Origin of the sequence: Bacillus sp. FSL R5-0820 (genome assembly GCF_038593385.1) — a bacterium.
Taxonomy (GTDB): domain Bacteria; phylum Bacillota; class Bacilli; order Bacillales; family Bacillaceae; genus Bacillus; species Bacillus altitudinis.
In genome coordinates, this window is the sequence record NZ_CP151991.1 from 2,496,078 (window position 1) to 2,508,626 (window position 12,549).

Consider the following 12,549-nt stretch of genomic DNA (forward strand, 5'->3'; position numbering starts at 1 on the left):
TGTGTTGACCAATCTAGTATTTAGAGCTTTAGCACTCACTACTTTTTTCCTATTCATTACATTTTTTTATATTGTTAAAATAAACATACTTATTTGAGAAGGGAGTGAACCTTTCTGGGTAAAATACTTGATGCAAAAGCACTAACCAGTGCCATGGATACAAGGGCAAAACACTATCAGGCACTCCGCGAACAAATGATAGATTTAAAAAAAGCACTTCAAGGTGTTGCCAATCTCGGTGACGACTTCACTGGAAAAGGTGCCGATAACATTAAAAGCTTCTACAAAGAACTCGCCGGAAATGTGGACATGTTCATCAGCTTCATTGATAAACAAAAAGCCTTTCATGAAGGTGTTTCTGGGACACTTGATGATACAAACTTTGGCGGCGATACCTTCGTAGAAGAACACTTTTTAGAGAATGCTGTCCATATGGGTATAAAAAATGCTAAAAGCATTGTAAAAGATCAAAAAAAGGCACTCAAAACGATTTTTCAAGATATTGATGACCTCATTTCACTGGAGGTATTTAGGTATTTGATAGCCAAACCTTTGATGAAAAGATCGAAGATGCGGAAGATGGACGAAAAAAGACAGTAAAAGATTTAATAGAGCTTGATCAAAATCTAAAAGATGAATATGCTTTGTCAGAGACGGAGCAGCAGGCTACAATGGCATTGTACGCAGAAATGATGAATGCGACAAATGACGGAAAATCCATTTCGCCTATGAATTTTGACAAGAAAGCGTATCAAAATAGCGAAATCTACAAGGCAAAAAGCGATATTGAGAAGCAAACGTCTGAATATCTAAAAATCAAAAAAGATCAAGAAGAAGCCCGCAAGATCGCAAAGGAACAAGAAGCACTCGCCAACCGTCCGTGGTATGAAAAAGCTCTTGATTACGGAGGAAATATCGTCAATGAATTGACAGGTGTGAACGATGTAAAACGTGCCGCAACAGGTGTCGATCCGATCACAGGTGAAGAACTCACCGCAGGCCAGCGAGTCGCCGCAGGCGGCATGGCAGCAGCAGGCTACATCCCGATTGTCGGCTGGGCAGGACGTATTTTCAAAGGCGGAAAAGCCGTCTATAAAACGACTCAAGCCACGTCCGCCGCAGTCAGAGCAGTCGACATTTACAAGACATCACAGAAGTCTTTCGATGCGTTGAAAACATCACAAAAAGGCTTATATGGCCTCACCGCCACCAACGGTTTCAGCGAAGCGATCACAGGCCGAGACATGTTTGGAAACAAGATTTCGAAAGAACAGCAGGAAGCGAGTATGAACGCAGCGCTTGGAATGCTTTTGCCGTTTGGACTAAATGGTGTAAATAATAAATTAAAGAATAAAGCAACACTAGACGTACAGAAAAACTTAAATAAAAACCATCATGAATCTAGAAAAGCTAGTTTAAAAGAAATTAAACGCCAATTAAATATACCAAGAACACAAAACCCTGAAAGTCAAAAGATGGTGCCCTTAACAGATAAAAATGGAAAAAGAATATTAAATGAAAAAAACCAACCAATCCTTACGAGAGAGCTTACGTATGAAGTTAATGGTAAAAAGATTGTTATTCAGGATCATTCAAATGGTCACGATTTTGGAGAAGGAGGCATCGGAAACCAACCTTCACACCACAATGTAAGACCTGAACATAACACCCGCAATGGTAAAGTCGAAGGTGTAGAAGACCATTATTATTTTGAAAGAAGAAACAATAAATAACTCAGACGAGGAGTATCCAAATGATTAGAGAAGAAAAATTTATGAACCCACAAGCGATGACTCAAATTTTCGGGGGGATCCCCCATTTTAAAAATGCAGAAATCATGAATGTTGATTTAAACAGAGATGGTCCTACCCTATTTATAAGACTAATGACAAAAGACTCCGTGAAGAATAAACCTAAACGTTGGGGGAATTTTGATGTTGTCTACGTTGAATTATCATTCATTGGTGTAACGGATTTAAAAATTAATCATTTAGGAAATAATAATATAATTGATCATTTTGAAATTAACACAACAGAGAATGAAGGATTTCTAAAAATAAATTGCAAGAATCAAATGCAAATCGAAACCATATTTGATTGGGCAAGGGTTGAACAAATTTCTCCGGGGCTAATTGGTTCTTAAGATACCTTGCGTTTTCATAAACACCAAATATTAAATCCACTTTAAAGTTGATTTTAGCCTGACCATCCTGTTGGACTCGAGTCATAAAAGATCGCTAAAATACTTTGTTAAACAATAGGAAAAAAATAAAAAAGCCAGAAACTTTGATTCATCAATGTTTTTGGCTTTTTAACAGTTTCAAATCATCATACGTCCCAGTAGAGATTCGAACTCCCGATCGACGGCCTAGAAGGCCGTTGCTCTATCCTGCTGAGCTACTTTATATATCCGCTATTCGTTCACGTTCAAATAGACTATAATTAGATTCGTTTCGAAAAAGTCAATTTTTTCATGGTGTGTGGATGAACCGACTATAGGTTTATCCCTTTCATGTCGCCAGTGAAAATGTGGAAATTTCTGTTTTAAATATATTTAGTCGCTACCTTCAAAAATAACTCTATTTTTCAATTTATACATTTTTGATTTTGATCCATTTACGTTCATAGTCATTGAAGCAACTGAACAAAAATCAACCACCCATTTGATAGGTTCTTTGATACAAAGACAGGGAACGGAAACACTTGAAAATAAATCAGCTACCAATCCGCTCCCAAAACCTTAATTTGAAGCGATAAACAACCTTATGTTCCAAGAAACAAAAAAGTCTGAAATCCTATCATATCAAGGATTTCAGACTTTTAATTTAATACGTCCCAGGAGAGATTCGAACTCCCGACCGACGGCTTAGAAGGCCGTTGCTCTATCCTGCTGAGCTACTGGGACATGTTGTTATGTAGTGTGCTTTGGCGTATTACCTCAGCGACAAGATTTATTATATTACTATTGTTCTTTAAAGTCAACGGTTTTTCGAAAGTTTTTTCATAAGGGGCAAATGCTGCACCCTTATGAAATACCTTCCAATGTGACAGTGTTTTCGAGGTCTTGTATGACGTGACCTTCGTCCGTGAAAAACTGTACGTTTGCTTCGCTTCCATCTAGTGTCAGTATAGCATAGCTGCGCTCTTTGCGCACTCTTGGCAGGTGTACGCTGCCTGGGTTAATGAGCAGTTTTCCTCTTAGCAGCTCACTGCCAGGGATGTGCGAGTGGCCAAAGCAGATAATGTCTGCGCCTAGCTCTTCTGCACGGTAGTAGACTTGGAGCAAGGATTGTTTGATGCCATGCAGATGTCCGTGAGTGAGAAATAGTTTTCCGCCTCCGTCGAGTGGGAGCAGGAGCTCTTCTTCAAAATCGCCCATAAAGTCACAATTTCCTTTGACGACTTTGTATCCTTCGAGTGCTGGGTGGTTCGTTTCGAGTTCTGAATCTCCGCAGTGAATCATCATGTCCACTTCAGCCGCATGCCGTTTGGCAATGGTTTGAAGTTCGTCTGTGAGTCCATGACTGTCACTAATGATGAGTATCTTCATGGCTTCATTCCCCCTTATTCATTTGCGTCTAGCAGTGATGAAAGCTTTTGAAGCGCGACCGCTCGATGGCTGATCTTGTTTTTCTCCTCTGGTGATAACTCGGCCATCGTCTGGTCTTTGTCTTTGACGATGAAAATTGGGTCGTATCCGAAGCCATTTTCGCCGATCGGTTCTTCGGCGATAAAGCCTTCTACTGATCCTTCTACCGTTTTTGTTTCTTTCCCCGGTATACTGACAGCCAGGGCACATCTAAATCTAGCAGTGCGGTCTTCTTTTTCAATGCCTTGCAGCTCATTCAGCACCTTTTCCACGTTCTCGGCATCGTTTTTATGCTCGCCCGCATACCTCGCTGAATAGACGCCAGGTTTTCCGCCAAGGTAATCAATCGACAGACCCGAGTCGTCTGCAATCACCATTTCACCTGCTTTGGCTTGAATGGCCTCAGCTTTGATGATCGCATTTTCTTCAAAGGTATGTCCTGTTTCTTCAATCTCTTCCGTAAATCCGATGTCCGCTAGTGTTTTGACCGTGAATCCTTTTGGCTCAAGAATGGCTTTGAATTCTTTCGCTTTGCCCGCATTGTGCGTTGCGATGATGGCAGTTTTCATCCTGATCAAACCCTTCTCTTTATTCGATAACTTCTCCTGTCACTGCTTTTTGCTTTTCAATTAATTCTTTGATGCCTTTTTCGGCTAAATCAAGCAGTCCGTTTAGTTGTTCTCTTGAGAATGTCGCTTCTTCGCCAGTGCCTTGAAGTTCAACAAAGCGTCCAGCGCCTGTCATAATGACATTCATATCCACTTCAGCTGAAGAATCTTCTTCATAATTTAAATCTAACAGAAGTCCCTGTTTAGAATCAATTCCGACGGATATCGCAGCTAAATAATCAGTGATCGGATTTTCTTTCAAAACGCCTTCTGATTGAAGCTTTTGAATCGCTAGTGTCATGGCCACAAATGCACCTGTAATAGAAGCTGTGCGTGTGCCGCCGTCTGCTTGAATAACATCACAATCAATCCAAATGGTGCGTTCACCAAGCTTTTCTAAATCAACGACTGCGCGCAGAGCTCGTCCAATTAAACGCTGGATCTCCATTGTACGTCCTGTGACTTTTCCTTTAGATGATTCTCTTATCGTTCTTTGAGCCGTTGCTCTTGGAAGCATGCTATATTCTGCTGTAATCCAGCCTTTTCCTTCTCCTCTTAAAAAAGGAGGTACGCGGTCCTCGATAGATGCGTTACAAATCACCTTCGTATTTCCCGCTGAGATTAAGACAGAGCCTTCTGGGTGCGTAATGTAGCCTGCCTGTATTTCAATTTTTCTTAATTCGTCGTATTGTCTTTCATCTAATCTCATGTTTTACCTCCGTTACAATATACATTCCGCGCGGGTGTCAGCGGGGTTCTCCTATTAACTTTGACAACCTCGATCCGTTCTAATCGCTTGGAATAAAAAAGAGGCAGCGAATGTGCATGCCTCTTTTTCTCCATTATATCAATGTGTGACGTTAAAAACTACCTGTATTCACTTGTTCTGGTCTTGAAACTGGCTTTGTGAGCTCTGCTCCTTTTTCGTTCACAAGCTCTGCCTTTCCGTTTACCTTCACTGACACGCTTTTCACATCTGGCAGCTCTGTTAATGTCAGCACAATGCTATCAAGAACTTTTTGTGAAATGACCTTTTTCTTTTCATCTGCACTACCAAAAATGGATTCATTGAAATCAAGGGTCACATGACCGTCTTTTACTTTCGGAACATCATTCAGCTTCACATCTTGATCAAAGTCTGTCAGCAATTGGCTTGTTTTGCTTGGCCCAGAGACGAGCTCATCAATGGCTGCTGTAATTGGATCATCCTCGTCTTTTGGTGCTCTTTTGGTCACCGGGACATAGTAGGTCTGTTCATCAGATTCAGCTAAATAGTAGACGGTCACAGGCTTTGTTGATGTCATATCAGCCGCAGCCTCGTGCTGAATATTAATGCCGTCCTCTCTGCTTAAATCATCTGAAATCGGTGTCCCATTCACAGGCATCTCTTTTAATTCATGGCCATTCATCTTTAATTTGACTTTCGCTACTGAATCAAACTGCGTTAATGTCCAAGTGACCGATTGCAAAATGCGCTGTTCGTCTTCTTTTTTATAGTTTTTGAATTCATTTGAGAAATCCACAACCGCAGTGCCATCTTTAATATCGACAGATACGCTCGTGTCCGCCGGCAGCACGGCTCTGAATCCATTTGGCATCAGGTTAGAAATCGGTCCCCCGTCTACGAGGTATTCAAGTGTTTGTTTCGCACTTCCTTCGTTTTTCGGCAGCGGAATGGATTGAGACACAACATATCCATTTTTATCAATTAAATATAATTCTCTCATGACGGTATCTGCTTGCTTCTCTTCTTTTCCTTCTTTCGCTGTTTGTTTCTCTTCTTTATTTTCTTTCACAAACGTGACATTTTGTGGTGGATCAATCTCTGTTTTCGCTTGGTCTGTTTGAAACAATCCGCATCCTGATAAAAGCATGGCTGACGCAATACACGTAACAGCTGCTGTAGTTCCTTTTTTCAGCATACTTCACCCTCCTCTAGTGGTTTGTACTAGTATGTATACGAGCTCCCTCAGAGGATTAGACCCTTTTCATAAAAAAATAACCCACTTCCATGAGAAGTAGGTTATTGCTGATATACGTGTTCAAGCGAAACTGTTTCGACCTTCCCTGGCAGGTAGCCGAACCAGTCTTGAGCGATGTTTTGAAAGTTTTGCTGCTGCCCTGTTGTATAAAAAGTATGAACAGGCTCTTCCTTCGAATCATTTAACAGCCCTTTATATGAAAGAATTGTGCTCGCTTCTCTCGCTGTCTCGTCTCCTGAAGAAATGATGTTGACGCCACTGCCCATAAAGCGCTGAATCGGTTCTTTTAAAATCGGGTAGTGTGTGCAACCAAGAATAAGCGTATCAATGCCTGTTTCTATCATCGGTTCAAGAGAAGCTTTTACGACTTCATCTGCTGTATGATCTAAAAACGTACCACTTTCCACAAACGGCACAAGCATTGGACATGCCAGACTTTGAACAGTTAGTCCTGCTTTTAAAGAAAGCAGTGCTTCTTTATAGGCTTCACTTTTGATCGTATTGGCAGTGCCGATGACGCCAATATGCTGATTGTTTGTGACCTTGATCGCTGTGCGGGCTCCGGGCTGGATTACGCCAATGACCGGGATATCAAGTGTTGCTTTAATTTCATCAAGTGCTATCGCCGTCGCAGTGTTACACGCAATGACTAGCATTTTAATATGGTGATGTCTTAATAGGTAGTGCGCCATTTCCCATGTATATTGAAGAACCTCTTCTTCTGCTCGAGGGCCGTATGGACATCGTTTTGTGTCGCCTACATAAATAATTTTTTCTTTTGGCAGTTGTCTCATGATTTCCTTCGCAACGGTTAAACCGCCTACGCCGGAATCAATCACGCCGATTGGTTGATCCAACAAAATCGCCTCATTTTCTTTTCATTTGCTGCTGTAGTTTCGTTAAAGATTGGTTGAAAACGATGGCTTCTTCTTCTGAGAAAGCCCCTAGAAGTTCACTGACGTATTCTTGGCGTTTGACAATCACTTCTTGAATGATCCGCTCACCTTCAGGCAATAAATGAATGCGAACCACGCGGCGGTCAGACGGATCTTTCACCCGTTCAACAAGTTCACTTTTTTCCATTCGGTCAATTAAATCGGTTGTCGTGCTGCAAGCCAAATACATCTTTTGTGATAGCTCACCTATTGTCATATCTCCGAATTCATAAAGCCACTGAAGCCCTACAAATTGAGGAGGTGTAATCGTATATTGATTCAGAATTTCTCTACCTTTTTGCTTAATGATTGCAGCAATATGGCGCAATGATTTTTCAATTTCTGCAACATGGCCTGACTCATTCGTTTCCATTTCATTGATACCTCACTATAGCATCTCACTTTGATTAAAACGTACATTCCTATTTTCCTCGTTTTTCAAAGAAATTGCAAGAAGAGACTCATGGAAACGATATAGAAATAACCGGCTCCTCCCTGGTGCGGAAGGAAAACCGGCTGACGTTAGAGCTCTAGCTCACCCATACGCAGAAGCTCGACTACGGCCTGTGAACGACCTTTGACTCCTAGCTTTTGCATGGCATTCGAAATATGATTTCGAACAGTCTTTTCGCTAATAAAAAGCTCGCTTGCAATTTCTTTTGTTGTTTTATCTTGGACGAGCAATTCGAATACTTCTCTTTCTCTTTTGGTTAATAGCGGCTTGGATTGAAACTCTTTCTCCTTCAAGTATTGTAACCCTCCTTGCTAAGGTGAGAGCTCTAGTCTCTATAGAATGGGATTCTGTATAGTCGAGATATCATATGCCGGGTACTTGAGGTAGGTGACGTTAAAATCGAGAATTCCCGCAGATGAGCGTCCAATTTCCTCCCCTTCAAACCGCACAAAAAAGGACGAGTCCCCTATAGAGACATCGTCCTTGATCAAACAAGCTTTTAAAATATCGAAATGGCTCCTGTTAAAAGAGCAATAAGTGTTGTAAACAGGGCTGTGAGTACGGTCCATAACAGTGCGTACTTTTGCAAATCACCTATATCTTTATTCAGCATACTCACAAGTAGTAATGTGGAAGCCACAAGCGGACTCAGTAAATGGACAGGCTGTCCGATAATAGAGGCGCGCGCAATTTCTACTGGATCAATTCCGTAAGCTGCGCCGGCTTCAGCTAAGATTGGCAGCACCCCGAAATAATACGCATCATTTGAAAGAACAAATGTAAATGGCATACTCGTCAAAGCGACAATGAGTGGAAAAAATGAGCTGTATGAATCTGGAATCATGTAAATGACCAAGTTAGCAATGGACTCCACCATTTTTGTTCCCGAAAAAATGCCTGTGAAAATTCCTGCTGCAAACACAAGGGTAATGACCGTTAAGGCATTTCCTGCATGCGATAAAATCCGCTCACGCTGATCTTCAACTTTTGGATAGTTGATCATAAGCGCAATGACAAAGCCAATGAGAAAGAGTACAGGAATCGGTACGATATCCAATACAAGTGTTACCATGACAGCAATCGTCAGGAAGAAGTTAACCCAAATCAGGTTTGGTCTCTTCATATCAGCTACGCCATCTTCAATTGATGCCGCCAATTCAGGAGAGATCGAGACCTCTTCTTTATACTGAATCTCGGCAACCCCAATGCGCTTCCGTTCTTTTTTTCCAAGAACATACGCTGTAAAAAGGATAAAAAGACCGCCCCCTATCATCGTCGGGAGTAATGGAATGAAGAATTCCGCTGCATCTAAACCAAGTGCAGCAATCGCACGAGTAGCTGGACCGCCCCAAGGCGTCATTCCACTCATAATGCCTAGTGATAATAATGAAATCGTCCCTAAAATCAGTGGGTTCATCCCAATTCTTAAGAAAAGTGGCAGCATAGCTGATACGGTAATCATGTACGTTGTCGTTCCATCACCATCTAATGCAACAAGCATAGACAAAATCGCTACCCCAAAAGCAATTTTGACCGGATCGCCTTTCACAAGGCGTAAAATCAGTTTGATCAACGGGTCAAACAATCCAGCATCCAGCATGACACCGAAGAATAAGATGGCAAATAACAATAAAGCAGCAGATGGTGCAACGGTCTTGAGTCCATCAAGCATCATGTCCCCTAATCCGCTGTAAAATCCACCAATTAAAGCAAAGATGATTGGCACAACGGTTAGAGCCACCACCGGATGCATACGTTTTGTCATAATAAGAAATGTAAAAGTCACGACCATCAAGATCCCTAAAATAGCTAGCACTTCATATCCCTCCATCCTCTTCTTTACACGATCCACAAGCGCCCCTTTTGCACTTGCGGCCCGAAATGTTAGCGCTTTCTATTTCAAGGATATAATAGCTTTTTTTATAATGAAAATATCGATTTTTTCGTCTATTCAATAAATTTTTTTTATAATTAGCCTTGCTGACTTCTTAAAAACTCAATGAATGCTTTCACAACAGACAAATGAAGGGAATCCGGCTGGTACATGAGCCATGTATCTCTTAAAACAGGCTGTCCATCTTTATACGAAAGACCTTTTACAAATAGCTCATCACTTGGTCTGAGGCAAATTTCCGGGACAATGGCATAACCTAAACCATGCTTCACCATCTCTTTTGATGTATCTTGCCTGTCTGTCTCCATTGTCACAAGCGGAGGCATCGTGAATGTCTCCTGCCACCATCTGTTAATCAATCGTTTTAATGAACTATCCGTGTGATAGTCAATGAGCGGCAGCTTCGGAAGGTCCTTTAGCTGTATTTCTGATTTTGAAATGATACAAAGGCGTTCTTTATCAAGCAAAAATCGCTCTCCATTCCAGTCGTAATCTCCTCTTAAAATCCCTAAATGTACACTTGATGTCCCTAATAAATCCATGACTTTTGTGCTCCATCCTGTGTTCACCATAAATTGAACATGTGGATACTGCTTAGAAAACTCTCTTAAAATTTCCGGCAGTTTATATTGAGCAAAGTTACTCGACACCCCTAACCTGATCGTTCCTTTGACCTTTTTTTGCATATTGAGCATGCCATCTTTCGTTTGCTGGAGCTGCTTGAGCATGTCATTTGCGTATTTAGCCAAGTATTCGCCCTCTGATGTAAATTCAATGCCTCGCTTTCTTTTAAAGAAAAGCTTCATGTCAAATTCCTCTTCAAGCTGTTTCAATCGATAACTTAAGGCAGGCTGCGATACAAATAATTTTTCTGCCGCTTTTGTGATGTTCTTCTCTTCATATAGCACCTTTAAAAACCGCCAATCTTTCTCATCCATTGTGTGCCCTCCTTTTGACCTTGTTATAAAAATATTTTATCAGTTTCTCTTAAAATAATGTATTTAACTTATTTCTTATTATACTTTACCATTTTGATTAGATAAATAGTAACTAAACAATTGAGGGTGAGAGCAATGAGAAAAGTTCCAATCACAATCATGCGAGGCGGTACAAGCAAAGGGGTCTTCATTCAAGCAAATGATGCACCTTACAAACACGATGAGCTCGAAGCATTTCTATTAGACATTATGGGCAGCCCTGACCGGCTGCAAGTTGATGGAATCGGGGGCGGTAATTCTTTAACAAGTAAGGTGGCCATTATCGATAAAGCCACTCGTCCAGATGTGGATGTAAACTATACGTTTGCACAAGTCAGCATCAATGAAAGGTTTGTCGACTTTAAAGGAAACTGTGGGAATATCTCATCAGCAGTTGGACCGTATGCCATCATTAAAGGACTTGTCCAAGCAGTTGAGCCTGTCACAACGGTACGTATTTTGAATACCAACACGAATAAAATCATTGTGGCAGAGGTAGAAGTCGAGAATGGAGAAGTGAAATTTGAAGGACAGGCAGAAATTCCAGGAGTGAAAGGAACAGGTTCTCCCATTTATTTATCCTTTGAGAAACCTGAAGGCGCTGTCACAGGTAAAACCTTTCCGACTGGAAACAAAATGGATACGATCCAGACAAAGTTTGGAGAGATTCCGATCTCAATCGTAGACATTGCAAATCCAATCGCCTTTGTCCGTGCCAAAGATATTCAATTAAAAGGAACTGAATTGCCTGAGGAGTTTACAGACGAATTGCTGGATGATTTAGAAGAGATTCGTTCCATCGCTGCTGAAATGTGTCACTTCGCACCAAAAGAACTGGCCACATTACAGTCTCCTGCTGTTCCAAAGCTTGCGATCATCAGCGAGCCTGCTGATTATGTAGATACAAATGGAATATTGAGAAGAGCAGCAGATATGGACATCATCGTTCGGATGCTATCGATGCAAAGACCGCACCAAGCACTTGCCATCACCGGATCTGTCTGTGTGTCAGCCAGCTGTTTCATGGATCAAACGCTTCCGGCACAGCTGTTTCAAGGTCAAGATGATACACTTCGAATTGGTCATCCTGCTGGTATTATGCAAACTGAAATTGATATCTCACAAAATAGAGTGAAAGTCATTCGAACCGCAAGAGAAATCCTAGATGGAGTGGTCTTTACAAAAAAAGACTACATGGTTCAACCTCAAATAAAAAGAGAAGCATAAATGAGACGTCATCATGTCGACAAAGAGCTAAAATGAACTGATTTTAGCTCTTTGTCTTTTTTTCAGTGTGAAGATCTTAAAGCAATCCGTTCTAACATCGAATGCAACGGTTTTATACACACTCATCGAACGAGAAATTGTCTAATTGGGCGGTGCATCAATATCTCCTGCTGAATGGGCTTTTATATGTCCTTGATCATCTTTTAACTGAATATGACCATAACGATTCACACCACAGCAAATCCCTTCCTGCCATGTTTGCTTTTCACGATCTAGTGAAATACGAAGCGGTTGATTCAGCCGATATAATCGTTTGTTATAAAGGGCAGTGAGGGCTTCAAATCCTTCCATTTGCCAGCGTGCATGGTATTTTTCAAAGGCCGCTACCAAATCTTTCACTAGCTGGTCCGCTTTCACCTCAGTCAGTTCTGATAGGCAAACGGTTTTATACGGAACGTGCTCGGGCTTTGTCTCTACATTGATGCCCACACCGATGTAAATGGCGCTACGGTCTGCTTCAATTAATGTGCCAGATACTTTCGCTTCATTAATCAATAGATCATTTGGCCATTTGATCGCCAGCTGATCCTCTGCTCTCATGAGTGGTTTGAGTACATCATAAATCGCGAGTGCCGTCAGCGGGGCAATCGTTGATTGGGTGGAGATATCTACTGGCGGTTTTACTGTCATCGTGACAGCCACATTTCCTGTAGGCGTTTCCCACGGTCTGCCAAGCCTGCCTCTCCCTGCTGTCTGCTGCCGGGCATATACAGCAAATGAAGGGATTTCTCCTTGCTGAATGAGCCTTTTCGCTTCATTATTTGTACTATCAATGGTGTCGTATTGAAAAATCTTCATGTGCTCTCCTTTTGTTTCATCTTCA

Annotated in this window: 12 protein-coding genes, 1 tRNA gene and 1 pseudogene; 3 read left to right on the forward strand and 11 right to left on the reverse strand. The window is 41.5% G+C overall.

The window, feature by feature from the left end:
* The first annotated feature begins 153 nt into the window (after nucleotides 1-153).
* Both NST15_RS12890 and NST15_RS12895 read left to right on the forward strand, forming a co-directional pair.
* Nucleotides 154-1,733, forward strand: a pseudogene (locus NST15_RS12890) (T7SS effector LXG polymorphic toxin).
* A gap of 20 nt (nucleotides 1,734-1,753) precedes the next feature.
* On the forward strand, nucleotides 1,754-2,143 hold the full coding sequence (locus NST15_RS12895; RefSeq protein ID WP_008345913.1) for an immunity 50 family protein: 390 nt from the start codon (nucleotides 1,754-1,756) through the stop codon (nucleotides 2,141-2,143).
* A 688-nt stretch (nucleotides 2,144-2,831) separates the two neighbouring features.
* On the opposite strand, the gene NST15_RS12900 is transcribed toward NST15_RS12895, so the two are convergent.
* The 10 genes from NST15_RS12900 to NST15_RS12945 form a co-directional block, all read right to left on the reverse strand.
* Nucleotides 2,832-2,905 (reverse strand) — tRNA-Arg (locus tag NST15_RS12900).
* 120 nt (nucleotides 2,906-3,025) lie between these two features.
* On the reverse strand, nucleotides 3,026-3,550 hold the full coding sequence (locus tag NST15_RS12905; protein WP_008345914.1) for a metallophosphoesterase: 525 nt from the start codon (nucleotides 3,548-3,550) through the stop codon (nucleotides 3,026-3,028).
* A gap of 14 nt (nucleotides 3,551-3,564) precedes the next feature.
* A complete protein-coding gene (locus NST15_RS12910) occupies nucleotides 3,565-4,167 on the reverse strand; it encodes an XTP/dITP diphosphatase (protein WP_171971372.1) in 603 nt (200 codons plus the stop codon).
* 10 nt (nucleotides 4,168-4,177) lie between these two features.
* Nucleotides 4,178-4,906 (reverse strand): ribonuclease PH, encoded by a 729-nt coding sequence (gene rph / locus NST15_RS12915; protein WP_007501599.1) that lies wholly within the window; start codon nucleotides 4,904-4,906, stop codon nucleotides 4,178-4,180.
* Between the two features lie 151 nt (nucleotides 4,907-5,057).
* Nucleotides 5,058-6,119 (reverse strand): GerMN domain-containing protein, encoded by a 1,062-nt coding sequence (locus NST15_RS12920; protein ID WP_007501601.1) that lies wholly within the window; start codon nucleotides 6,117-6,119, stop codon nucleotides 5,058-5,060.
* A gap of 101 nt (nucleotides 6,120-6,220) precedes the next feature.
* Nucleotides 6,221-7,036, reverse strand: coding sequence for a glutamate racemase (racE, locus tag NST15_RS12925; RefSeq protein WP_342498575.1), 816 nt, complete (start codon nucleotides 7,034-7,036; stop codon nucleotides 6,221-6,223).
* Nucleotides 7,037-7,046: 10 nt separating this feature from the next.
* Nucleotides 7,047-7,487: a MarR family transcriptional regulator gene (locus NST15_RS12930; RefSeq protein ID WP_007501606.1), complete on the reverse strand. Its 441-nt coding sequence runs from the start codon at nucleotides 7,485-7,487 to the stop codon at nucleotides 7,047-7,049.
* 149 nt (nucleotides 7,488-7,636) lie between these two features.
* On the reverse strand, nucleotides 7,637-7,861 hold the full coding sequence (gene gerE / locus NST15_RS12935) for a spore germination transcription factor GerE (protein WP_003184172.1): 225 nt from the start codon (nucleotides 7,859-7,861) through the stop codon (nucleotides 7,637-7,639).
* A gap of 206 nt (nucleotides 7,862-8,067) precedes the next feature.
* Nucleotides 8,068-9,384, reverse strand: a complete 1,317-nt coding sequence (locus NST15_RS12940) for a citrate:proton symporter (RefSeq protein ID WP_017358236.1) — start codon at nucleotides 9,382-9,384, stop codon at nucleotides 8,068-8,070.
* A 155-nt stretch (nucleotides 9,385-9,539) separates the two neighbouring features.
* Nucleotides 9,540-10,400, reverse strand: coding sequence for a LysR family transcriptional regulator (locus NST15_RS12945; protein WP_007501609.1), 861 nt, complete (start codon nucleotides 10,398-10,400; stop codon nucleotides 9,540-9,542).
* Between the two features lie 135 nt (nucleotides 10,401-10,535).
* On the opposite strand from NST15_RS12945, the gene NST15_RS12950 reads away from it, so the two are divergent.
* Nucleotides 10,536-11,666 (forward strand): PrpF domain-containing protein, encoded by a 1,131-nt coding sequence (locus NST15_RS12950; RefSeq protein ID WP_342498576.1) that lies wholly within the window; start codon nucleotides 10,536-10,538, stop codon nucleotides 11,664-11,666.
* Nucleotides 11,667-11,807: 141 nt separating this feature from the next.
* Here the strand turns inward: NST15_RS12950 and NST15_RS12955 are convergent, their stop codons facing one another.
* Nucleotides 11,808-12,524, reverse strand: a complete 717-nt coding sequence (locus NST15_RS12955; RefSeq protein ID WP_026050129.1) for a biotin--[acetyl-CoA-carboxylase] ligase — start codon at nucleotides 12,522-12,524, stop codon at nucleotides 11,808-11,810.
* Nucleotides 12,525-12,549 lie beyond the last annotated feature (25 nt).

Excerpts from the sequence above, each read along its gene's own strand:
- NST15_RS12930 (WP_007501606.1), bottom strand. The coding sequence starts at position 7,487 with ATGGAAACGAATGAGTCAGGCCATGTTGCAGAAATTGAAAAATCATTG.
- NST15_RS12955 (WP_026050129.1), bottom strand. The coding sequence starts at position 12,524 with ATGAAGATTTTTCAATACGACACCATTGATAGTACAAATAATGAAGCG.
- NST15_RS12950 (WP_342498576.1), top strand. The coding sequence starts at position 10,536 with ATGAGAAAAGTTCCAATCACAATCATGCGAGGCGGTACAAGCAAAGGG.
- NST15_RS12945 (WP_007501609.1), bottom strand. The coding sequence starts at position 10,400 with ATGGATGAGAAAGATTGGCGGTTTTTAAAGGTGCTATATGAAGAGAAG.
- NST15_RS12905 (WP_008345914.1), bottom strand. The coding sequence starts at position 3,550 with ATGAAGATACTCATCATTAGTGACAGTCATGGACTCACAGACGAACTT.
- NST15_RS12895 (WP_008345913.1), top strand. The coding sequence starts at position 1,754 with ATGATTAGAGAAGAAAAATTTATGAACCCACAAGCGATGACTCAAATT.
- NST15_RS12920 (WP_007501601.1), bottom strand. The coding sequence starts at position 6,119 with ATGCTGAAAAAAGGAACTACAGCAGCTGTTACGTGTATTGCGTCAGCC.
- rph (WP_007501599.1), bottom strand. The coding sequence starts at position 4,906 with ATGAGATTAGATGAAAGACAATACGACGAATTAAGAAAAATTGAAATA.